The sequence below is a fragment of the Achromobacter sp. MYb9 genome, assembly GCF_002975275.1.
GTDB lineage: Bacteria > Pseudomonadota > Gammaproteobacteria > Burkholderiales > Burkholderiaceae_B > Achromobacter.
Map to the genome: position 1 here is coordinate 13,214 of NZ_PCOQ01000005.1, position 21,929 is coordinate 35,142.

General features: G+C 64.4%; 22 protein-coding genes. 4 read left to right on the top strand and 18 right to left on the bottom strand.

Annotated elements, in window-relative coordinates; all coding sequences use genetic code 11:
• Window positions 1–34: 34 nt before the first annotated feature.
• The 10 genes from CQ050_RS09805 to CQ050_RS09850 all read right to left on the bottom strand — a co-directional run bounded on the left by CQ050_RS09805 (window position 35) and on the right by CQ050_RS09850 (window position 11,631).
• On the bottom strand, window positions 35–1,210 hold the full coding sequence (locus tag CQ050_RS09805; RefSeq protein WP_105556643.1) for a CMD domain protein: 1,176 nt from the start codon (window positions 1,208–1,210) through the stop codon (window positions 35–37).
• A gap of 24 nt (window positions 1,211–1,234) precedes the next feature.
• Window positions 1,235–2,635 carry an acyl-CoA thioesterase/bile acid-CoA:amino acid N-acyltransferase family protein gene (locus tag CQ050_RS09810; protein ID WP_105556644.1) on the bottom strand — a complete coding sequence of 467 codons (1,401 nt, stop codon included), beginning with the start codon at window positions 2,633–2,635 and terminating at the stop codon, window positions 1,235–1,237.
• Window positions 2,636–2,638: 3 nt separating this feature from the next.
• Window positions 2,639–4,222 (bottom strand): ABC transporter substrate-binding protein, encoded by a 1,584-nt coding sequence (locus CQ050_RS09815; protein WP_105556645.1) that lies wholly within the window; start codon window positions 4,220–4,222, stop codon window positions 2,639–2,641.
• A 100-nt stretch (window positions 4,223–4,322) separates the two neighbouring features.
• The gene (locus CQ050_RS09820) at window positions 4,323–5,339 is read right to left on the bottom strand and encodes an ABC transporter ATP-binding protein (protein WP_105556646.1); all 1,017 of its coding nucleotides are present in this window, start codon (window positions 5,337–5,339) and stop codon (window positions 4,323–4,325) included.
• On the bottom strand, window positions 5,336–6,346 hold the full coding sequence (locus tag CQ050_RS09825; RefSeq protein ID WP_105556647.1) for an ABC transporter ATP-binding protein: 1,011 nt from the start codon (window positions 6,344–6,346) through the stop codon (window positions 5,336–5,338). Before CQ050_RS09825 ends, CQ050_RS09820 begins: the two co-directional genes overlap by 4 nt.
• Window positions 6,343–7,260 carry an ABC transporter permease gene (locus CQ050_RS09830; protein ID WP_050449686.1) on the bottom strand — a complete coding sequence of 306 codons (918 nt, stop codon included), beginning with the start codon at window positions 7,258–7,260 and terminating at the stop codon, window positions 6,343–6,345. The genes CQ050_RS09825 and CQ050_RS09830 overlap by 4 nt, the downstream gene beginning before the upstream one ends.
• Window positions 7,257–8,231: an ABC transporter permease gene (locus CQ050_RS09835; RefSeq protein ID WP_105556648.1), complete on the bottom strand. Its 975-nt coding sequence runs from the start codon at window positions 8,229–8,231 to the stop codon at window positions 7,257–7,259. The genes CQ050_RS09830 and CQ050_RS09835 overlap by 4 nt, the downstream gene beginning before the upstream one ends.
• The gene (locus CQ050_RS09840) at window positions 8,228–9,715 is read right to left on the bottom strand and encodes an NAD(P)/FAD-dependent oxidoreductase (RefSeq protein ID WP_105556649.1); all 1,488 of its coding nucleotides are present in this window, start codon (window positions 9,713–9,715) and stop codon (window positions 8,228–8,230) included. Before CQ050_RS09840 ends, CQ050_RS09835 begins: the two co-directional genes overlap by 4 nt.
• On the bottom strand, window positions 9,712–10,689 hold the full coding sequence (locus tag CQ050_RS09845) for a LysR family transcriptional regulator (protein ID WP_105556650.1): 978 nt from the start codon (window positions 10,687–10,689) through the stop codon (window positions 9,712–9,714). Before CQ050_RS09845 ends, CQ050_RS09840 begins: the two co-directional genes overlap by 4 nt.
• 375 nt (window positions 10,690–11,064) lie before the next feature.
• Window positions 11,065–11,631 carry a sugar O-acetyltransferase gene (locus CQ050_RS09850; RefSeq protein WP_199196778.1) on the bottom strand — a complete coding sequence of 189 codons (567 nt, stop codon included), beginning with the start codon at window positions 11,629–11,631 and terminating at the stop codon, window positions 11,065–11,067.
• A gap of 250 nt (window positions 11,632–11,881) precedes the next feature.
• On the opposite strand from CQ050_RS09850, the gene CQ050_RS09855 reads away from it, so the two are divergent.
• On the top strand, window positions 11,882–12,091 hold the full coding sequence (locus CQ050_RS09855; RefSeq protein ID WP_105556652.1) for a hypothetical protein: 210 nt from the start codon (window positions 11,882–11,884) through the stop codon (window positions 12,089–12,091).
• A gap of 69 nt (window positions 12,092–12,160) precedes the next feature.
• Here CQ050_RS09855 and CQ050_RS09860 read toward each other — a convergent pair whose 3' ends face one another.
• From CQ050_RS09860 to CQ050_RS09870, 3 genes are all read right to left on the bottom strand, one after another.
• The gene (locus tag CQ050_RS09860) at window positions 12,161–12,763 is read right to left on the bottom strand and encodes an OmpA family protein (protein WP_105556653.1); all 603 of its coding nucleotides are present in this window, start codon (window positions 12,761–12,763) and stop codon (window positions 12,161–12,163) included.
• Window positions 12,764–12,766: 3 nt separating this feature from the next.
• Window positions 12,767–13,264, bottom strand: a complete 498-nt coding sequence (locus CQ050_RS09865; protein ID WP_233213926.1) for a hypothetical protein — start codon at window positions 13,262–13,264, stop codon at window positions 12,767–12,769.
• Window positions 13,265–13,532: 268 nt separating this feature from the next.
• A complete protein-coding gene (locus CQ050_RS09870) occupies window positions 13,533–13,742 on the bottom strand; it encodes a hypothetical protein (protein WP_105556654.1) in 210 nt (69 codons plus the stop codon).
• 226 nt (window positions 13,743–13,968) lie between these two features.
• Here CQ050_RS09870 and CQ050_RS09875 point away from each other — a divergent pair, with 226 nt between their 5' ends.
• Window positions 13,969–14,373 carry an Imm1 family immunity protein gene (locus CQ050_RS09875; protein ID WP_105556655.1) on the top strand — a complete coding sequence of 135 codons (405 nt, stop codon included), beginning with the start codon at window positions 13,969–13,971 and terminating at the stop codon, window positions 14,371–14,373.
• Between the two features lie 18 nt (window positions 14,374–14,391).
• On the opposite strand, the gene CQ050_RS09880 is transcribed toward CQ050_RS09875, so the two are convergent.
• Together CQ050_RS09880 and CQ050_RS09885 are read right to left on the bottom strand one after the other, a co-directional pair.
• Window positions 14,392–15,357, bottom strand: a complete 966-nt coding sequence (locus CQ050_RS09880; RefSeq protein WP_105556656.1) for a 2-hydroxyacid dehydrogenase — start codon at window positions 15,355–15,357, stop codon at window positions 14,392–14,394.
• A 45-nt stretch (window positions 15,358–15,402) separates the two neighbouring features.
• Window positions 15,403–16,398, bottom strand: a complete 996-nt coding sequence (locus CQ050_RS09885) for a tripartite tricarboxylate transporter substrate binding protein (RefSeq protein ID WP_105556657.1) — start codon at window positions 16,396–16,398, stop codon at window positions 15,403–15,405.
• A gap of 177 nt (window positions 16,399–16,575) precedes the next feature.
• Between CQ050_RS09885 and CQ050_RS09890 the strand changes: the two genes are divergently transcribed.
• Window positions 16,576–17,460, top strand: a complete 885-nt coding sequence (locus CQ050_RS09890; RefSeq protein WP_105556658.1) for a LysR family transcriptional regulator — start codon at window positions 16,576–16,578, stop codon at window positions 17,458–17,460.
• A 35-nt stretch (window positions 17,461–17,495) separates the two neighbouring features.
• Here the strand turns inward: CQ050_RS09890 and CQ050_RS09895 are convergent, their stop codons facing one another.
• The 3 genes from CQ050_RS09895 to CQ050_RS09905 form a co-directional block, all read right to left on the bottom strand.
• Window positions 17,496–17,876: a DCC1-like thiol-disulfide oxidoreductase family protein gene (locus CQ050_RS09895; protein ID WP_105556659.1), complete on the bottom strand. Its 381-nt coding sequence runs from the start codon at window positions 17,874–17,876 to the stop codon at window positions 17,496–17,498.
• A 111-nt stretch (window positions 17,877–17,987) separates the two neighbouring features.
• Complete coding sequence (locus CQ050_RS09900) at window positions 17,988–19,391, bottom strand: HdeD family acid-resistance protein (protein WP_105556660.1); 1,404 nt, start codon at window positions 19,389–19,391, stop codon at window positions 17,988–17,990.
• Between the two features lie 174 nt (window positions 19,392–19,565).
• Entirely contained in the window at window positions 19,566–20,192 is a 627-nt protein-coding gene (locus CQ050_RS09905; protein WP_105556661.1) for a DUF2239 family protein, read from the bottom strand.
• Window positions 20,193–20,465: 273 nt separating this feature from the next.
• Here CQ050_RS09905 and guaB point away from each other — a divergent pair, with 273 nt between their 5' ends.
• Complete coding sequence (gene guaB / locus CQ050_RS09910) at window positions 20,466–21,926, top strand: IMP dehydrogenase (protein WP_006224233.1); 1,461 nt, start codon at window positions 20,466–20,468, stop codon at window positions 21,924–21,926.
• Window positions 21,927–21,929: the final 3 nt, after the last annotated feature.

A 21,929-nucleotide genomic window follows, 5' to 3' on the forward strand; every position in this document is an offset into this window, starting at 1 on the left:
CTGGCGCGCCCACAGGGCGGCGGAAAAGTGGGTCTTAGCCTACGGTGGCAAAAACCGGTTCGCCCAGGTTCAGCATCAAACGATTTGCCCAGGCGAAGATCGCGTCCGAGTGCAGCAGGTCCAGCACTTCGCCTTCGCTCAAGCCCGCATCCTTCAATGCCTGGATGCTGTTGGCGTTGACGTCGGCCTGGGCTTCGGTGATCTGGATCGAGAACTGGGCAATGGCCAGTTCACGCGCCGTGGTGCCGGCGGTGTAGGGGTCTTCGAACACTTGCGCGATCACTTCATTACGCTTGGCCAGTTGTTCGAAGCGCTGCGCGTGGACGGATGCGCAGTACACGCAGCCGTTCACACGCGAGACGACCGTGGAGCCCAGCTCGCGTTCGGCGCGCGACAGGCCGCCTGGGGCGTACATGATGGCGTTGAAGGCGGTGGAGCGCTGGCGCAGGATTTCCGGTTGGTGGACCAGGAACAGGTAGTAGTCCGAGACCTTGGCCTTGGGGTGGCTTTCTTCCAGGACGGCGACTTGTTCCGGGGTGGCGGTGTCGACGTTGACGACGTCGAGCCATGCCTTCCACTCCAGCACTTCGTTGGTGAAGCCGTGGGCCTTGATGACGGCGCCGGGTTCGGTGGCAGCGGTGTTGGGTTCGAAGGGCGCGGGCGGGACGGCGGCGGCGCGGGGGGCTTGGCCTTCCAGGTCTTTCATCGCGATCAAGCCCGCGACCAGACGGGTCTGGTACGACAGGAAGGCGATCAGTTGCGACAGGGTGACCACTGCGGGCGTGGTGACGCCTGCTGCGGGCAGGGTCTTCAGCGCGGCTTCGTCGCCCTCGACGGGGTTTTCGATCAGCTTGCGTGTGAATTCCAACACGGCAGCCAGGCGCGGGGTGGAGGCGTCTGACGGTTTGCCGGATTCTGCGACGGCGATGTCGGCGGGGGCTGCGTCGGTTTCCGCCAAGCGGGCGCGGTAGTGCGATGCCAGCAGCGGCGACAGGCTGATGCGGGTGGCGTACAGCGCGACCAGCAGGCGTTCGGCCAGCGACAAGCCGGGCAGGGCGGGGTCGAACAGGGCGTCGTAGCTGCCTTGCGTGGCGGCGGCGACTTTTTCGCGTTGGTGGCGGACCTCAAAAGTTTTGCTGCCGGGGGTCAGGCCGACGAGCTTGTCGACCAGATCATTGACGGCGTCATAGACGATGGGTTGTTGTGCCATGGGGATGTTCTCCTTGGTGTCTGATCAGCCGGCGTTGCCGGAAGTGCTTGCCGAAGGGGCAGCAGCCGAAGCCGCCCGCGCCTTCACCGCCGCGTCCAAAAACTTCTTCACGCCTTCCCACGATTCCTGGTCGGCGCGTGCGTTGTCTTTCGGATTCCCGCCGCTGGTGCTGATCTTGCCCGACACGGGGTGGGCGTAGACGAGCTGAGTGGTGGGCACGTACGGGAACAGGATCGAGTGGCCGCCGTTTTCGTAGTCGAGCCATTCGACGGGGTAGGGGTGTTTCACCTCGACCAGCTTGTCCTGCACCATCTTTGAATACAGGCTGGACGGCCACGAGCCATCGTCGGTGGCCGACAGCAGCATGACCGGGCCTTCGATGTCTTCCACGCGAATGCGGGCGCGGGCGACGGCGTCGGGGTCTTGCAGCGCGGTCAGGATGGCTTTCTCGTGACGGTGCGGCGATGGGCCTTCGTCAAACGGGGCCCACGTGGCGGTGCGGTTGTTTTCCCAGACGTGGGGGATGGGCTTGCCGCCCAGCAACCACGTGGGACCTTCGCGGCCGATCTTGGGATCGCAGGCGTTCTGGCCGCTGTGGACGACGGCGCCGGGTACGTAGGCGACGACGGCGGACACTTCCTTGGGGAAGGTTGCGCCCAGCAGCAGCACGAGTTCACCGCCGCGCGATTGGCCGCTGATGGCGACGAAGTCGTGCTTGGGCTGAACCTTTTTGCGCAGCCAGCGCAGGCCGGTCTGGAAGTATTCCAGCGGGGTGTTCGAGATGTAGTCGGACAGGCCCGGCGCTTTGAAGTACGCCAGCGCAAAGGCGGCATACCCGCGCGAGGCGTAAAGCGCCGCGCGCGGTTCGTTGATGCCGCCGCCCGAGCCGTTCAGGATCATGACGGCGGGGTGCGAACCGGGCTTGCTGCCTGCCGGCAGGTACAGCGTGCCGACCAGACCTTCTTCGCGGACCTCGTGGCGGGTAACGCCGTCCAGCGCCAAGCGTTGCGTGAACGTGGCTTGGGCCTGCATTTCGGCCACAGCGCCGGCTACAACGCCGGCATCAGCGCTGGCTTCCGCACCGCCTTCAACCGCACCCACACGTGCAACCACATCGGTGACCAAAGCATCGGTCACCGGGTGGTTGAAGTGTTCGCGGCTGGGCGAGTCCACGGGGGCTTGCGACCAGATCAAGCCCATCGGCGACAAACCGGTGTAGTCGCCCGAGATAGGCGCGTCGCGGGTCAGGTCGACAGCGCCGTCTTCGCCCGCCGTGTAGGCGGCCTGGGCTTGCCACAGCACGCCGTTGCGGCGGGTGCGCGCGGTGATTTGCACCGTTTGGCCGGGTGCCACGTTTTCCACCCGGATCTGGCGCGGCACGTCGATCAAGGCGTCCGCGGGGGTGATGGTCAGGGTCGGCGCCATGGCTTATTTACCGGCCGCGGCGGCGGGTTCTTTGGTGACCATCATGGCGGCCGTGCGGTCGCTGGTCATCGGCGTCACCTTCAAGCCCTTCTTGGTGGCCCAGATGTTCTTGTAGTGGAACAGCGGGATGATGCCGACGTCGTCGGACACCAGCTTGACCGAGTCGCGCAAGATGGCTTCACGCTTGGCCACATCGAATTCCGACGTGGACTGTTCCAGCGCGGCGTCCACCTTGGCGTTGGTGTAGTGGCCCCAATTGGACGCGCCCAGGCCCTTCTTGGCGTCGACAGTAGCCAGGATGTTGACCAGCGCGTAGCTGGCTTCACCCGTGCCGTTGCCCCACGCCAGCATGCTGACGGCGAATTCGTTCTTGTTGGCGCGGCCCGAATACACGGCCCATGGCACCACTTCCACCTGGGTCTTCACGCCGACGCGGGTCCAGAACTGCGCCACGGCTTGGGCGGTTTCCGGGCCTTGCGGGTAGCGGTCGTTCGGCACGTGCATGGTCAGCTTGAAGCCGTCGGGAAAGCCCGCTTCGGCCAGCAGCTTCTTGGCTTGCGCGACATCGTTGGGGATGTCTTTCACGTCGGGGTTGTAGCCGAAGGTGCCCTTGGGCATCCACTGGTTGGCTTCGGTGGCCGCGCCTTGCAGGATGCGGTCCGAAATGGCCTTGCGGTTGATGGCCAGGTTCAGCGCCTGACGCACGCGCAGGTCCAGCAGCGGGTTCTTGTCCAGCGGCTTGCCGTTGTTGTCGGTGATGTACTGGTTGGGCGCGGGGTTGAAGCTGGGTTGCAGGATCATGACGCGCAGGCCGTCGTACGGGTACACCGCGATGTTCGGGGCCTTTTGCAGCTTGGCCAGGTCCGACACCGAGACCTTGTCGATCACGTCCACGTCACCGGCCAACAGGGCGGCGGTGCGCGAGGCGGCGTTGTTGATGTAGCGGTAGTTGACCTTGTCCCACGTGGCCTTGTCGCCCCAGTAGCCGTCGTTGCGTTCCATGATGACGCGGTCGCCCGGCGTGTAGGACACGAACTTGTACGGGCCGGTGCCAACCATGGCCTTGCCCGAGTTGTAGTCTTCGGTGGTCGACTTTTCACCAACGTGCTTGCTGACGACGTGTACAGATGCCAGGTTCAGCGGCAGGTCGGGGTTGGGCGCCTTGGTCTTGACGATAAGGGTCAGCGGGTCCTTCGCGGTCATCGTGTCGATGGTGCGCAGGTAGCCGGCGTACGTTGCCACGCTGCCCGGCACGCCGCGCGCGCGGGTGTAGGAATAGATCAGGTCGTCGGCGGTAAACGGCGTGCCGTCTTGCCACTTGACGCCTTCACGCAGCTTGAATTCCCAGGTGGTGGGGTCCAGCGGTTTCCAGCTGACGGCCAGACCCGGCTGGAGCTTGTTCCACTTGTTTTCGATCAGCAGGTCCCAGAAGTGCAGGGCCACCGAGCGGTCGCCGGCGTGGTTGTTCAACTGCGGGTCCAGGGACGACAGCGGGTCGGCAAAACCGATCGTCAGGTTGTCGGCGGACGCCGCGGCAGAGGCGCTGAGGATGGCGGCGGTCAGGGTCGAAAGAATCAAGCGTTTCATGTTCGGGGTCCTTGGTAGGGGGGGAACGAGTTAAGTGTTCCGAAGGCTGCGTTGTCATTAGCGCCACTGAAGGCATTAAGGACACCGCGGCCAATTAGGTTCAGGCCATGTCGTTCAAATGACAGGCGCTTAAATGGTTGATGGCGATTCCCTTCAACGTGGGAACTTCGGTCTTGCAGCGCGGCATCGCATGCGGACATCGCGGATGAAAATGGCAGCCGCCGGGCGGGTTCAGCGGGCTGGGAATCTCGCCTTTGATCGCGGTAAAGACCTTGTGGCGCGACTTCAGGCTGGGAATTTCCGCTAGCAGGGCTTGTGTGTACGGGTGGTTGGGGCGCTGGAACACTTCGTCCACGGTGGCCGTTTCCACGACGCGGCCCAGGTACATGATGACCACGCGGTCAGACAGGTGTTCCACCACGCCCAGGTCATGGCTGATGAACAGGTACGTCAGGTTCAGTTCTTCGCGCAGGTCCATGAACAGGTTCAGGATTTGCGCTTGAATGGACACGTCCAGCGCGGCGACGGCTTCGTCGCACACCAGCATGGACGGCTGCACGGCTAGCGCGCGGGCGATGCCGATGCGCTGGCGCTGGCCGCCGCTGAATTGGTGCGGATAGCGTTGGCGCAGTGCGGGGTCCAGCCCCGCGCGTTCCAGTTGGGCGCTGACGTAGTCGTCAAAGCCCGCGTTGTCGACCAGGCCGTGGATGCGGGCCGCTTCGCCCACGATCTCGTCCACGCGCAGGCGCGGGTTGAGGCTGGCGTAGGGGTCCTGGAAAATCATCTGCACGGTCAGGCGCGCGGCGTGGGCGGCGGCCGAGTTCATGTCGGACGGGCGCACGCCGTTGATGCGGACTTCACCGCCCGATGGCGTCAACAAGCCGGCGGCGATGCGGCCCAGCGTGGATTTGCCGCAGCCGGATTCACCGACCAGGCCGACGACTTCGCCGGGGTTCACGATCAGGTCCACGTTGTCGACGGCGCGCGTGATGGCGGGCGGCTTGGACAAGCCCATGCGCTGCATGGCGCGGCCGGCTGCGCCGACCTTTCTTTCGCCAAAGCGCTTGCTGACTTGAGAAAGGTCAATCAGCGGAGTGGGGGCGGCGGATACAGTCATGCCGTCACCTCGTTGTGGATCTGGATAGTCGGATGGAAGCAGCGCACGTCGTGTTCGGGCAGGGCTTGAGTGATGCCGGGTTGCTGGCCACAGGCGGCGGTGGCGCGCGAGCAGCGCGCGGAAAACGCACAGCCGGCGGGCAGGTGCAGCAGGTTGGGCGTCATGCCCGGAATCTGGCGCAGGCGCTGGCCGCGCAGGTTATTGCTGGGCAGGCTGTCGATCAGGCCCACCGTGTACGGGTGCTGCGGGCGGTCAAGCACGTCGTCGACCTTGCCGTGTTCAACGATGCGGCCGGCGTACATCACGGCCACGTCATCGGCAAGGCCTGCCACCACGGACAGATCATGCGTAATCCAGATCAGGCTGGTGCCGTGCTGCTGCGCCAGCTTCTGCACTTCAGACAGAATCTGCGCCTGGATGGTGACGTCCAGCGCGGTGGTGGGTTCGTCGGCAATGATCAGGTCAGGGCGATGCAGCATGGCGATGGCAATGGCCACGCGCTGGCGCATGCCGCCAGAAAGCTGATGTGGGTAGGCCAGCAAGCGTTCTTCGGGGCTGGGAATGCCCATCATGCCCAGCGTGTCGCGGGCCAGCGTGCGGGCTTCGCGCTTGCTCATCTTGTTATGCGCGCGCACGGTTTCGATCATCTGCACATCCACGCGCAGGACTGGGTTCAGCGTCATCATCGGATCTTGGAAGATCATGGCGATGCGGTTGCCTTGCAACTTGCGCAGTTCACGCGGGGCCAGCTTGGTCAGGTCGCGGCCCTGGAACAGGATTTCTCCGCCGACGATGCGGCCAGGCGCGTCAACCAGACCCATGATGGAAAAGCCCGTCACGGATTTGCCCGAGCCGGATTCTCCGACCAGGCCCAGGATCTTGCCGCGCTCCAGCGTGAACGACACGTCGTCGACGGCGGGCAGCACGCCCGCGCGGGTATGAAAGTGCGTGCGCAGGTTGCGCACTTCAAGCGTGGCCGGCGCGCCGGTAGCGGTGCGGTCGGTCATTTGTGAGTCCTTGGGTTCAGCACGTCGCGCAGGCGGTCGCCCACCAGATTGATGGCGACGATGGTGATCAGCAGCGCGATGCCGGGGTAGAAGCTGATCCAGTATTCGCCGGACAGCATGTATTGAAAGCCGTTGGAAATCAGCAGGCCCAGCGACGGTTCGGTCACCGGCACGCCCAGGCCCAGAAAGCTCAAGGTGGCTTCCAGCGTGATGGCGCGCGCAATCTGCAAGGTGCCAATCACAATCAGCGGCGGCAGGCAGTTGGGCAGAATGTGCTTCAACATGATCCGCCAGTTGGGAATGTCCAGGCAGCGGGCGGCTTCCACGTATTCACGGCGGCGTTCCACCAGGGCCTGGCCGCGCGCGGTGCGGGCGTAGTAGGCCCATTCCAGAATCACCAGCGTCAGCACCACGTTGCCCACGCCCTTGCCCAGAAAGGCCAGGATCATCATGGCAACCAGGATGGACGGGAACGACAGGATCAAGTCGACCAAACGCATGATAAAGGCGTCGACCTTGCCGCCCGCGTAGGCGGCAAGCAGGCCCAGCAGCGTGCCGACGATGCCGGCGATAACGGCCGAGCCCACGCCCACCATCAAGCTGATGCGCAGGCCGTACAGAATGCCGGACAGCAGGTCGCGGCCCTGGCCGTCGGTGCCTAGCCAATAGTGGAAGGTGTCCAGGCCGTTCATGGAACCGGGCGGCATGCGGGAATCCAGCACGTCGATTTGCAGCAGGTCATACGGGTTCTGCGGCGAAATCCACGGCGCGAAGATGGCGGCCAGGATCAGCAGGGTGGCCACGGCCAGGCCGAACACCGCCGTCTTGGACGACAGGAATTCGGTCAGGTTGCGGCGCCAGGGCGATTCGCGGCGCAGGGCGGGAACCTTCTCAGGGGTTGCAGTGGTGCTCATGCCGAGCCCTCCAGCCGTACCCGGGGGTCCAGCACTTTATAAAGAATGTCGACGATCAGGTTCAGCGTCACGAACAGGCACACGACCACAATCAGGTAGGCCACGATCACGGGGCGGTCCAGCGCGTTCAGGCTGTCCAGGATCAGCTTGCCGGCGCCCGGCCACGAGAAAATGCTCTCCGTGATGACGGCGAACGCAATGGTCGAACCCAGCTCCAGGCCCAGCACGGTCACCAGCGGGATCATCGTGTTGCGCAGCACGTGTACACAGACCACGCGAAACGGCGACAAGCCCTTGGCGCGGGCGAACTTCACGAAGTCCAACGGCATCACGTCGCGCACGCCGGCGCGGGTCAGGCGGATGACGAGCGAAATCTTGAACAGCGACAGGTTCAGCGCGGGCAAGATCAAGTGGCGCCAGCCGTCGGCAGTCAACCACGACCACTGAAAACCCAGGAATTCCACCGTTTGCCCACGCCCGCTGGCGGGCAGCCAGCCGAGTGACACGCTGAACGTCATGATCAGCATCAGCGCCACCCAGAAGGTGGGCAGCGAGAAGCCGACGATGCTGCCGGCCATGATCATTTTGGAAAAGCGGCTGTCGGGGTACAGGCCGGCAATCAAGCCCAGCGGCAGGCCGACGATGACGGCCAGGCCCAGGGCGCTGATCGCCAGTTCAAGCGTGGCGGGCAGGCGCTGGATGACGAGTTCAATCGCGGGAATGTTGTAGACGAAGCTGTTGCCCAGGTTGCCATGCAGCGCCCCGTTCAGGAACGCCAGGTATTGCTGCCACAGCGGTTTGTCCAGGCCTAGCTCCGCGATGATGCGGGCGCGGTCGACTTGGTCTACGTCCTGGCCGATCAGGATGTCCACGGGGTTGCCGATGGCGTGCAGGCCCACGAAGACAATCAGGGTCATCAGCAACACGACTACCGCCGCTTGCGCGACACGGCGTATCAACCAACCAGTCATTGCGCGGTCTCCGCTTGGGAGGCCGGGGTGGCGACTGCCGCGGGGGGCGGGGCCGGCGTCCACTCATCGCCGAACACTTCCGGTTCCGAGAACGCTTCCATGTTGGCGTAGTACGTTTCGACGTCTTCGCGGTAGAACAGGCCGGCGATGCCTTGCGCCAGGCGCTTGGCGCCGTCGCTGATGGCCGGGATGTCGCCCGAGATCGTGCCTTGCGTCAGCGCGGCGGGGTAGGAAAAACAGTGCACGCGGTCCAGACCCGGGCAGGCGCCGGGGACTTTTTCCTGCAATTCAAAGACGGCGCCCAGGTCGGGCGAGTCATGCAGTTCCTGGTCTTCTTCGCCGGGGGGCGGGGTGAACCGGTCGCCCCAGTTGCGCACGTGAGGCGCCAGCGGCGCGAATTCCGGGCGCACGGTCCAGTCGATACGGAAGCCCGTGGAGAAGATCAGGAAGTCCAGCACGAACACGCCCTTGGGCGTGGTGACGTGGATGTCGTCGCCCACCATTGCCAGGTCTTGCACGCCACAGCCCAGGTTGAAGCGGGCGTTCGGGAAGCGCGACACGCGCAAGGTGCTGCCGCGCGGGGGCGGCACTTGCGCGGCGTTGATGTAGTGGCGGATCTTCCACTTCCATTCGTCGGGCAGGGTCAGGTGGCCGTGGGTCAGGCCGGGGTTGCCCGCGCCTTTGCCTTTGTTGACGCGCGGGATGTCATTGCGGCGGATCAGCAGGTCGACGCTGGCGGCGCCGGCTTCCAGCGCGGTGCCGGCGCTGTCCATGGCGGACGCGCCCGCGCCCACGACGCCGACGCGCTTGCCGGCAAGGGTGGCGTAGTCCATCACATCGGACGAATGCGCCCAACGGTCACGCGGCAGTTTCTTGGCAAAGTCAGGCACGTAGGCGCCGCCCAGGCCGTCGCGGCCGGTGGCCAGCACAACACGGCGGGCCAGCACGGTATTGCGGCCGGCGGGGGATTCTACGTCCAGCTGCACCAGACGGTCGGCACGCGGCTGCACCGACAGCACGCGGTGTTCATTGCGTATGTCCAGGTTCAGCACGCGGCGATACCAGCGCAGGTAGTCCATCCATTGCAGGCGCGGAATCTTGTCCAGCGCGTCCCATTCGGCCAAGCCGAATTGCGCTTCGAACCAGGCGCGGAACGTCAGCGCGGGCAAGCCCAGCGCGGGGCCCGTCAATTGCTTGGGCGAACGCAGCGTTTCCATGCGGGCGGTGGTGGCCCACGGGCCTTCGTAGCCTTCGGGCGCCTGGTCGAAGATCGGCGCGGCGATGCCCAGATGCGTCAGCGACGCTGCGGCAGCCAAACCGGCCATGCCGCCGCCAATGATGACGACGTCCAGCACTTGCTGGCCGTCCACGAGCCGGGGCGCGACCCAGCTCTTGGCGGGGATCTCCAGCCAGGACAGGTCTTGCCGCAGGCGCGCTTCCAGCGCGGCTAAGCCTTGCGGCGGGGTGGCAACGGGCAAATTCATAGTGCGGGGGTTTCCATAACAGGGGCGTCATCACCGTAGATCGACTGCAACAGCGCCGAGTGCTCGCACGCGTCGTGCAGCACAAAGCCGGGCAGCAGGGCGGCGGCGGCATCGGCCAGCGCGTCGGCCATGGCCTGGCAGGCCGGCGTCAGGGGTTGCGACTGCGGGGTGATGACCCCAAAGAAAAAGGGGATGTCCAGGTCGATAGGCCGGATCGCCACGCCCGGCATCGGGACGCCGTAAGCGGTGATCGGTTCCAGCACCGACACGCCCAGGCCGGCGCGCACGGCGGCCAGGGCGTTGACGGACGAATTGGTTTCGATGGTGCCCGGCGCATTGCCGTCCGGCGCCAGCGCGGCGTCCAGGCGACGGCGCAGCCGGTACGGGTTAGCCATGGTTATCAGGCGGCGGCCGGCCAGAAGATGAACGGGCACCACGTCGTGCGCGGCCAGCGGGTCGTCGTCGCGCAGTGCCACGACGCAGGGCGCTTGGGCAATCCAATGCACCGTCAGGCCGCGATGTTCCAGCGGCAAGCTGGTGGCGCCCAGTTGTGCGGCGCCGGTCAGCACCGCGTGCACGACGCGTTCGGGCGAGGCGCTGCGCACTTGCACGCGCGTGGCCCCGGTTTGAGATTCGATGCGCTTGAGCGCGTCGGGCAGCAGCCCGGCGGCCAGCGCCGACGTTGCCGCCAACAGCAGCGGCTTGGCTTGGCCACGCGCGATTTCTTCGGCGCGGCTGCGAATCTGCTGCAAGCCGGCCAGCGCGCGCTCTACGTCGTCATACAGCAGAAAGCCCTGTTCGGTAGGGGTGACGCGCGGCCCGCTACGGTTGAACAGGGCGTAGCCGATCTCAGCTTCCAGCTCTTGCAACAGGCGGCTGATGGCCGGCTGCGAGCGCCCAAGCAAACGCCCGGCAGCGGTGACGCTGCCCGTAGACATGACGGCCGCGAAGGCCTCGAGTTGACGTAATTCCATCTGCGTTGCTTTATGCTCAGGACGAATTCTTGCCCGGCAAGTATGCGCGCTGCAAATAGTTAAAAGGCATAAGCAAATTCCCTAATAGGGGATTTCCTGATGCCTTTTCATTACTTCCAGTTATTTCAAGGGTTTAGCGGGTTTTCCCTAAGGGCGTTTTCTGGCCGCGGGGAAACTGGGCGTGACCTTAGGGTGACTTGAGGAGGCTGCAGGCGGTTCGCCGGCATGCAAATCGGGGCCCCGCAGTATCTCGGGACCTGGGGCGGCGCCGTGCCGGCTAGATAAGAAAGGGCAGGAGGATGATGCCGTGCAGCAGTACGAATGCGCCGAATATTGCCATGTGGGGTCTCCAGGTTCAGACGAGTCGTCGCCACCTCAACGGTTGACGGGGCGCGCAGGATTGCCCACCACGGTTGCCCCAGCGGCCACATCGCGGGTGACTACGCTGCCCGCGCCGATGATCGCATCGTCTCCTACGGTTATGCCGGGCAAGATTAGCGCGCCGGCGCCGATCCACACATTGGCGCCGATGCGGACCGGGCGGCCGAACTCCAGCCCCGCGTTGCGGGTGGCCGCAACGCGCGGGTGGTCCGCGGTCAGGATCTGTACGCCGGGCCCGATCTGGGTCCGGTCGCCGATGGTCACCTCGACCACGTCCAGAATTACGCAGTTGAAGTTCAGGAACACCCCGGCGCCCAGGTGGATGTTGAAGCCGTAGTCGCAATGGAATGGCGGCCGCACCACGGCGCCTTCGCCCACTGATCCCAGGCGTTCCCGCAAGAGTGCAAAACGCTGCACGGACGGCTGGGCAAGGGCGGCGTTATATCGGGCCAGCCATGCCATCGTGGCCGTCTGTTCCTGCTGGATTTCTACGGCGTTGGGGTCGTACAGGGCGCCCGAGAGCATTTTCTCGATCTCGCCGCTAGCGTGTTTTGGGGGCATGGAATTCCTTTGCCAAATCGGCATGCGTGCTGGAGAGGAGAAGGGCTTGTTTGCGAACCCTTACATCGCTGTTACGACTCCGAAGATAGGATTCTCATAACTAAAAAACGGAACGCATAATGAATAGGAAAAATCCCCCGCCCGAACCCCCAAAGCGACGCTGGCCATTTGGTTATTGGGGAGACCAGTCATAAACGTGCTGCCGCTACCGCGCTCGAAAACCACAAATCAATAGTCATTCGGAGGCCTGATGGATTGCTCAGTCGAAGGAAAGGTTGCTTTTACCAACGGCCATTCGTACCACTTCGCCACCGTGGATGCTGCCTTGGCTTTTGCCGAGTGCGTGAAAAGCTCACAGCAGCCCGACCAGTGTGCCGCCACGCATGGCAGTACGCAAATGGTGAAGCTGGAGGAGGTCAAGTCGAAAGAGGAAGAGGAGGAGGAAGAGCGCGACCGGTAGGTCTGTTTCTCTCATCCTTATATAGCGGGGTGAGCGGCCGCAAGCGCTCTTGCGCCGCGCTATCCCGCCTCAGTGTTTGGGCAACACGAATTCCACCCGCCGGTTCTGCGCGCGTCCTTTCGGATTGTCGGCGCCATTTGCCAGCGTGTTGGGCTGTACGGGCCGGGCATCACCGTAGCCCTTGGCGGTTAAACGCCCCTTATCCACGCCGTGATTCGTCAGCCACTGCAATACGGCATTCGCCCGCTTTAATGACAGCGTCTGGTTATACGACGCGGTGCCCTTGGAATCGGTATGGCCTTCAATGGCCACACGGGCCGAGCCAGCCGGCGCCGCCTGGATCGCGCGCGCAATATCCTGCAGGGCGGGTTCGGCGGCCGGCCGGATATCGGCCTTGTCGAAATCGAACAGCACATCGCCCAGCATCGATACCGTGACGGCGTCCTTGTCCTGGCGCACGGATAAGCCTTCGTGGCGGCCGGCCAGGTCGCCTATCTGCGCAGACAGGTCAGAAACGCCGCCCCCCGTGTCGGACGGAAACCCTTTCAGGTCCAAAATCGTCGCGCGCAGGTCCAGTACTTCGGCTTTGTAGGGCGGCTCTTGCGCGTGGGCGCCGCTGGCTGCGAGCAGCAGCGCGGCAACGGCGGCCGACAGGTTCCGGGCGGCGGCCATGGGCTATCGGTCGGTGATCTTGATGGCGTCGAAGGTCTCGACACCCGGTATCGTCAAGGACACTTCAGTGATGTCTTTAGGCGGCGCGGGAAATTTTCCCTGCCAGGCGCCGGCGATGGGGGCGTCTTTAGAGGTCTTGAGCACCAGTTTGGGATTGGTCAGCGGTTTATCGTTGCTGTCTTTCAGCAGCAGGTGCTTTTTGTTGCCCGCAATGACATAGAAGCTGTCTTCGTAATCGTTTTGGGTGATCTGCGAATAGACCATCTCGGTCTTGCCGGGCACGATGGGTTTGAACCGGACCTTAAGGGTCAGGATATCGCCGCTGCGCACGGCTTCGACGACCTGGCCTTCGGCGCTGCCGGTCTCAGTCAGGCCCGTCGCCAACGGTTTGGCGGCCGTCGCATCGGCTGCGGCCTGGGCGTTGGCCGTATGGCCGAAAGTGGCTAGCGTCAGCATGGCGCCCAGCGCACAGGCCGCTACTGCGGGTCTGATCGGATTCACGATAAGTCTCCTTGATTCGCCCGGTCTAATCCAATGGGCGATGGTCGGCTTTCGTGTCACATATTTCAATGCGATTATTTTCCAAATCGTTACCGCGCTAAGCGTTGCGCGGCCGCTGTCTGCCAAGCGCGTTCAGGAAGGAAGCGCAGGGTCTTTGGCTCGTATAAAGGGCGCAGATCGCCACCGGCGAAAGAAACAAGTGGTTGTATTCTTTCGCCGTATTTCCGCAGTATTGCCGCAGCGGGGCCGATTATCTGGCTATCGGCCGTCAACCGCCGCGGTGTCCGCCGTGATAGCGCGGCGCGGATAAATTCCGCGGGCTTTCCTTGTGCTGGGTGTTGGCCAGCGCCTTGCGCCGGGCTTCTTCTTGCAAGTGGTCCGCTTTGGCGCGGTCTTTCTCGGCGTGCGGAGACGCCGCCATGTCGGGCGCAGACGGTCCGGCGGGCGAGTGGGAAGAGCGGGGCGTGTGGGACGTCATGGTGCGTACCTTTTCAGGCGACGCGGCATATGCCGTCCAACCACGTTACGCCCGGCTCGTCGGGGATTCCAGCGGTCAATTGCAACAGCCGCATTCCGCGCGTGCCCCTCGGGTTTGAAGCAAGCCGGTTAGACTGGCAGGCGCTTTCACGTGGGTGTCTCCACGCGCCCGCCCGGCGACAATGTCCGCGGCCGGCTTGCTAACCATAATCGGGGGATCCGAATCCATGAAAATAAGAAAACTCATCGAAGAACGACGCCAAGGCGAACGTGCCGCGGTCAGCGAACGCGTCGATCCTTCGGATGCCGACTTGCTTGCCGCGCTGGACCGCTTGGATGGCGCCGAATTCAGCTCCACCGCGTTCGTGACGGAAGATGAAACCGTCATGGCGATTGGCGGTGGCGGCGATGGCGGGTACGTGGTGTCGATCACGCTGGATGACGACGCGCGCATTTATACGCTGGTTGACCGGTCCAAATCCGAAGACCACGACCAGAACGTGGTGGTGGGCGGCCAGTCCGGCAGCTATCAGCAGTATCAATGCGTGTGCCGCGAACTGGCCAAAGAGGCCATCCTGTATTTCCAGCAGCAGGGCGCGCCGTCGCCCAAGCTGCAATGGGTCAGCGAATAGGCGCGGTCCGCCGCCGGATCAAACGACCCGCGTCAGCACCTTTTCATCCCGAAACCAGCCATCCAGGTTCGCGACCATCAGGTCGGCCATGGCGCGGCGGGTTTCGTGCGTGCCGCTGGCGATATGCGGCAGCAGCACCACGTTGTCCATGGCATGCAGCGCGGCAGGTGTGGCGGGTTCGTGTTCGAACACGTCCAGCCCCGCGCCGGCGATGCGTTTGTCTTGCAACGCGCTGACCAGCGCGGCTTCGTCAACGACCGTGCCCCGCGCGATGTTGATCAGCCAGCCTTGCGGCCCCAGCGCATCCAGTACTTCCGCATTCACCAAGTGGCGCGTCGCGCTGCCGCCCGGCACGGCCAGCACCAGAAAATCGCAGGCGGCGGCCAATGACGTGATATCGGGGCAATAGCGGTAGTCGGCGGGCGCGTCGGCGCGCGGTTTGCGGCTGGTGTAGAGAATTTCCATGTCGAAGGCGGCGGCGCGACGGGCGATCTGCAAGCCGATATTGCCCAGGCCGGCAATGCCGCAGCGCTTGCCGGTCATGCGCGTGCCCAGTGGGAAACCTTCGTTCGGCCAGCGTCCGGCACGCACGAAGCGGTCCGCTTCGGCGATACGGCGCGGCGCGGCCAGCATCAACGCCAACGCCGTGTCGGCCACGCACGCATCCAGCACGCCGGGCGTGTTCGTGACGACCACGCCGCGTTCTTGCGCCGCCGTCAGGTCGATGGTGTCGTAGCCCACGCCAAAACTGAAAATGCCTTCCAGCGCCGGCAAGGCGCTGATCAGTTCGCGGGTGGCGCCAAAACGCCCGCTGGTGGCAATGCCGCGGATGGCGGGGCCATGCTCGCGCAGCAGCGCGGCGGGATCGGCGGCTTCCCACAAGCGATGGACGTGGTAGCGGGACGCCAGGTCGGCCACCAGTTCGGGCAGCAGGGGGCCGACCATCAGCAGGTGGGGGGCGGAAGCGGGCAGGGAATCGGTCATGGATACGGCTTTAAGAAATGGCCCGGTGACCGGGCCGGATAGAGGTCAGTTCGTCTGGATATTGCGGGTCTTGATGATCTGCCCGTAGCGGGCGCGTTCGCTGGCGGCCAGCTCCTGCAACTGCTGCGGCGTGGAACCGTGCGCCACCGCGCCCTGGGATTCCAGCTTGGTCTTCATTGCGGGGTCGGCGGCGATGTCGCGGATCGCCTGCGACAGCTTTTCGATGACTGCAGGCGGCGTGCCGGCAGGCGCAAGCACGGCGGTCCAGGAGCCGGACTGCGCGTTCTTCACGCCGGCCTCGTCGATCGTCGGCACATCTGGCATGGCGGGCGAGCGCGTGGCGCCTGTCACCGCCAACGCGCGCAACTTGCCGCCATTGACGTACGGCATGGTTTCCAGGACGGAGGCAAACAGCATGTCCACCCGGCCCGCCATCAGGTCGGTCATGGCCGGACCACCGCCCTTGTAAGGCACATGCATCAGATCCACACCGGTGGCTTGCTGGAATATCTCGGCGGACAGGTGCGGAGCGCCGCCGGTGCCCGAGCTGGCAAACGTGTGCTTGCCCGGCTCCGCGCGCGCCAGTGTCACCAGTCCGGCGACGTCCTTGGCGGGCAATCCCGTTGGCACGACCAACACGAAAGGCAGGTCTGAAAACAGCGAAACGGGCGCGAACGCGGTGGCGGGGTCCGAATGCAGCTTATAGATCCACGGGTTGATGGCAAGCATGCCGGAATTGGCGAACAGCAACGTGTAGCCGTCGGCCGGCGACCGCGCCACGAGGTCGGCGGCGATCTGCCCGCCCGCGCCCGGACGGTTGTCCGCCACCACCGAAGACGCCAGCTTGTCGCCCAACGCAGCGGCCAGCAGGCGAGCCGAAATGTCGGTGCCCCCGCCCGGTGAGAACGGGACGATCAGGTTGATCGGGCGCTCGGGATATCCGGCGGCGCTGGCGTTCCAGGGCAACGCGGCGGTGGCGGCCAGGGCCAGCGCCGCGGCGATGAGCCGGACGCGTTGTCGGGCGATGGGGGTTGTCTCCATGTCTCTCTTCTCTTTTTAGGCGTGGGGCGGCAGCTGCCGCGAATGAAACGTGCTGCGAAAATGCTCCTTTTGATCCTGCGGGCCGGCTTTGCGGCCTTGTCGCCGAGTATAAAAACGGCTACCGATAGATAGCCGTTCGAGCTATAAATAGCATTGATCAATTCAAGGATTGAATCGATGGAATTTCGTCAGCTGGAGTGCTTCATCGCGGTGGCAGAAGAGCTGCATTTCGGCCGGGCGGCCGAACGGCTATGCATGACGCAGCCGCCCCTCTCTCGGCAGATCCAGCTGCTGGAGCAAGACCTGGGCGTGACGCTGTTTGAACGCAATAGCCGACAGGTGCTGCTTAGCGCGGCGGGCAGGCGGTTCCTGCGCGACGCGCGCCATCTGCTGGAGTTCTCGGCGCGCGCGGCTGCGACGGCAAGGCGCACCTCGGGTGGCGATGCCGGCCATATCACGCTGGGTTTCACTGCCGTCGCATCCTATCGGCTGATGCCGTCGATGATCATGTTGGCGCGCAAGCTGCTGGCGGGCGTCGAGATCCAGCTTCGCGAAACGGTCAGCACCGATCTGGCGCGGCTGCTGCTGGCGCGCGAACTCGACGTCATCCTGGCGCGCAGCGTGCCGCAGCAGGCAGGAATCGAATCCCGGCTGATCGAACGCGAACCGCTGGTGCTGGCGTTGCCCGCGGGCTCCCCCTTGTGCGAACACGACACCGTGCCGCTGCGCCTATTGCAGGGGCAGCCTTTCGTGCTGTATTCGCCGCGCGAAGGGAAGTACTTCTATGACCGTATCGTGGGCGCCTTCGGGCTGGCCGATGTGCAGCCGGACTATGTGCAGCGGGCAGGGCAGACGCACACCTTGCTGGCGCTCGTGCGGGCGGGGTTGGGCGTGGGCATCGTGCCGGATTCGGCGCGGGAGCTGCGGTTTGAAGGCGTGGAGTTTCGTCCCATTGGTCAGCGCAACCTGTATGCCGACATGTATCTGGCCTGGCATGCGCAGCACGACAACCCGGCGCTGGACGCCTTCCTTCAACGGGTGGTGGATGCCCCGGCGAAATGATTGCGCCTGGGGCGCCCGCCACGGCCGCGGCGGCATCACATCTGCATCTTCTTCTTGCCCAGCAAGGTCAGCGCCAGGCTCCTGCCCGTGCGCATGAAGGGGTAGAGCGCGTTCGACAGGCACGGGTTGCGGAAAACGGCGGCGTTGACGCTATTGAACAGGTCGTTGCCGGTGCTGATCAACGCCAGCCGGTTGATGCAGTCGGCGCCCCAATAGTCCTGGCCGTCCAGATGCAGCAGCATGCCCTGGTTCAAGTCGTAGCCTTGCGCCTTGTAGGCCACCGCCATATCCGGGTGGTCGCGCATATTCAGCAGATCGATCGGGCCCACGGCTTTTTGCAGTTGCAGCATCCGCACGTAATTCGAGCAGAAGGGGCAGTCTCCGTCATATAGCAGGAAGTTCTTGGCGATGGACATGGCGCACCCTATAGTTTGCGCGGGCGTGGAAAGCCCGCCCGTCTGTACCGATTAAAGCGCATTTCGCCCACGATAAAAAAGTGCCGGGGCGCCGTGTCCAGGGGCAGGCGCTCAGGCTTCGGGCCCCGGGCCGCGCAGGCCCTCGGCCGCTTGCGGGCGTTGTCCGCTAGCGCTACGGTCCTGGGCCCGCCAGCCCGCGCGAAGCTCGGCGATGTGGCGCAGTGCCTTCTGCGACATTTTCCACCAGCCGAACGGCCGCGGATCCGCCAACATGCTCATCGCGCGGGCATAGTCCAAGGTCAGTCCCGGCGTCCAGGCCATGGTGATGGCGCGCTTGCGGATCTGCGAGGCCACCCAAAGCTCGGGCGTCAGCAGTAGCCGGATCAGGACGCCCCATCCCGCCCGGCTGCCATGCAGGCGGCCGACCACGCCGTCCAGCGCGGCGTCAAGCGCGCGCGCCACCGAACTCGAACAATTGCGGTGGGTCAGGTTGTAGGTGCTGTCCTGCCGGTATTCCTCCCAGAATGCGGCCAGCTTTTCCGCGTCGTAATTCCGAATGCGCACGCGTGTGGTTGACGGGCACCAGGCCTTGGATTCGGTCGCGTAATCGGGCTGGTATACGCCGGGAATGTCGTTGTCGGGCGTCGCGCGCAGCAGGTTGCCGAACTCGTCGGGCGACCGGTCGATTTCTTCCTTGGGATACAGGCTGATGTAGATGCCTTCGGGGGACTCCATTGCCGCATGGCCGGTGGAGATCACGCCATTCACGTCGACGGCGGCGATATACCGGTCGACGAGCGGATAGTTGCGCGTTTGCGCCTTGGCCGACCCGGACGGCGTCCAGACGTGTACGGTAAGGGCACGTTCGGAATCGGCGGGCGGACCATCCCAGACAGGCGCCGGCGCCGCGGGTTCGGCGGGCAGATAGTCAGACGAGTCGTTGGCGGCAAACGCCGGGTTGGAGGCCAGGTATTTGACGCGCCGCGCCAGCCACAGCAATTTCAAACCTGCAATGGCCAGGAACAGCCCCAGGCAATACGGCACCGTGCCCACGTAGTTCGTGGGATAGGGCTGGAAGAAGAAAATAGCCAGCAGGATTTCGGCCACCCCGGCGCCGAAAGCGTAGCGCCAGCGGTCGTATCGCACGACATAGGCGGCCAGGCATTGCAGCACGCCGTCCATCAGGAACAGCGCGCCGAAAATCATCGACAGCACAAAGTGCCCGTGATGGTGCCCGATCAGAATCAAGGTGCCCGCCAGCAGCACGAAAACGCCCTTGGTGTAGCGCAGGACGCGCTGGCCGCCCACGCCGGAAGAGGCGATCAGCAGCGTCGCCAGCCCTTCAATGATGATGAGGACGGCAAAGGCGTTCAGGGGAAAGTACAGGGCGTCGTCAAGAGCGTCGATAAAGACAGCCACGCCCGCCACCAGGAAGACGATGCCCAGGACGAAGAGCGCGCGCCAACGCTTGCGCAGATAGGGGACGCCCAAAAGCAGCAGTACAAGTTGTGGCATGCCAGCGATCCGGAGAGTGGGGAAGGTAAATGCGAACTCAACGCAATGGTACCGAAACCGCCGGATGGTGAACACGTTAATGCGGCCTTCCTGTTCGTCGTATCCGCTTTCGCTTCCGCTTCTGCTTCCGGCTGCGGCAGGGCCGGCCAGCGGCGCGGCCTGCAACCTTTCGGCTTAAGCGGGCGCTGCCCAGGCCAGGCTCATTGCGTAGGCCCGCACGTCATGCGGCCACGTGGCAATGCACTGCGCAAAGCGCCCCTGGTCTTCCGCATAGAGCGCCCGGGTCGCTTCTTCGAAACCCGTCAGGTTGCCGGCGATGCTGGACATGAAGCGGTAGGCCGCTTCCTGCCGTTGGCGCTGTTGGTCGCGGGCGTCGTTCTCGCGGCGCGCCTGTTCCACCAGTTTGCGCAACGCCACGGACGCGCCGCCGGGCTGCGCGCCCAGCCAGTCCCAGTGCCGAGGAAGCAGGGTGACTTCCCGGGGCACCACACCCAGTTTCGGCCGGCCCCGCCCGCGCGGCGCGGCGTCCGCCACATCGGCCACGTCAGCGGCGTCGGGTTCGGCGGTCGGCGCGTCTGCATTCGGTGGCGGAGTGTGGCGCGCGATGATCTGCGCGTCGTCGCCGCTCAGGTCCAGGTCCGTTTGCAGACCGGTGCCGTCTTGAAACACCAACAACGCGTGGCCGTTCTGGTTGGCCAGCGCGCGTTTGACGGCCAGCGCCACCTCGGCCAAAGGCCCGGCGGCCAACATGCGGTGGCCTTCGAATGCGGTGTAGCGAGGAGAAGAGGCGATGACGTTCATGGTAATTAGGGTCCGATGCCCGAGCCGAGAAAGAAGTAGGTTCGAAGAAGTAGTGGTGGATTATGGTCCGGGTAAAAATAGCTGTCAATATTATCCGGGTAAAATAATTCATGCGGCGCGCAAAGCGGGGCACATAAAACGGGGCCGGATGGTGAGGCGATTTGCAGCTTTCTCCTGCGTGCCGAACCGCAAAAATTCCGTACAAACCTAGGGTGAACACCTAGTCAAAACATGCAGGCGGCGTATAATCTTGCTTTGCGCCCGGAGTTACCCATGCGTCTCGTTCAAAAAGCGCTCACCTTCGACGATGTGTTGTTGGTGCCTGCGTATTCCGAGGTGTTGCCGCGCGACACCTCCCTGGCCACGCGCCTGACTCGCAATATCAGCCTGAATATCCCCCTTGTGTCCGCCGCCATGGACACCGTCACCGAATCGCGTCTGGCCATCGCCATGGCGCAAGAGGGCGGCATCGGGATCATTCACAAGAATTTGTCCGCCGATGCCCAAGCCCGTGAAGTGGCTCGCGTCAAGCGCCACGAATTCGGCATCGTGATCGATCCGGTCACCGTCACCCCCCAGATGAAAGTGCGCGACGCCATTGCGTTGCAGCGCCAGCATGGCATCTCGGGCCTGCCGGTGGTCGAAGGCCGCAAGCTGGTCGGCATCGTGACCAACCGCGATCTGCGTTTTGAAGAAAACCTGGATCAGCCCCTGCGCAACATCATGACGCCGCAGGAACGCCTGGTCACCATGAAGGAAGGCGCCACGCTGGACGAAGCGCAGGCCCTGATGCACAAGCACCGTCTGGAACGCGTGCTGATCGTGAACGACGGCTTTGAGCTGCGTGGCCTGGCCACCGTCAAAGACATCGTCAAAAACACCGAACACCCGATGGCCAGCAAAGACGGCCAAGGCCAGCTGCGTGTTGGCGCAGCGGTAGGCGTGGGCGCTGGCACCGAAGAGCGCGTGGAGAAGCTGGTTGCGGCAGGCGTCGACGTCCTGATCGTCGACACGGCCCACGGCCACTCCAAGGGCGTGCTGGAAGGCGTGCGCTGGGTCAAGCAGAACTACCCCAAGGTTGAAGTCATTGGCGGTAACATCGCCACCGCCGCCGCCGCGCGCGCGCTGGTCGAGTACGGCGCTGACGGCGTGAAGGTCGGTATCGGCCCCGGCTCCATCTGCACCACGCGCATCGTCGCGGGTGTGGGCGTGCCGCAGATCCATGCCATCTCCGAAGTTGCCAAGGCGCTGGAAGGCACGGGCGTTCCGCTGATCGCCGACGGCGGCATCCGCTATTCGGGCGACGTCGCCAAGGCGCTGGCCGCCGGCGCGTTCGCCTGCATGATGGGCGGCATGTTCGCCGGCACGGAAGAAGCGCCGGGCGAAGTTGTGTTGTTCCAGGGCCGCTCGTACAAGTCGTACCGCGGCATGGGCAGCCTGGGCGCGATGACGGACGGCTCCGCCGACCGCTACTTCCAGGATCCGTCCAACAACGCCGACAAGCTGGTTCCGGAAGGCATCGAAGGCCGCGTCCCCTACAAGGGCAGCGTGCTGGCCATCATCTTCCAACTGGTCGGTGGCATCCGCGCTTCGATGGGCTATTGCGGCGCCGCAACCATCGACGACATGCGCACCAAGGCCGAATTCGTGGAGATCACCTCCGCCGGCGTGCGCGAGTCCCACGTACACGACGTGCAGATCACCAAGGAAGCGCCCAACTACCGCGCCGACTGATCC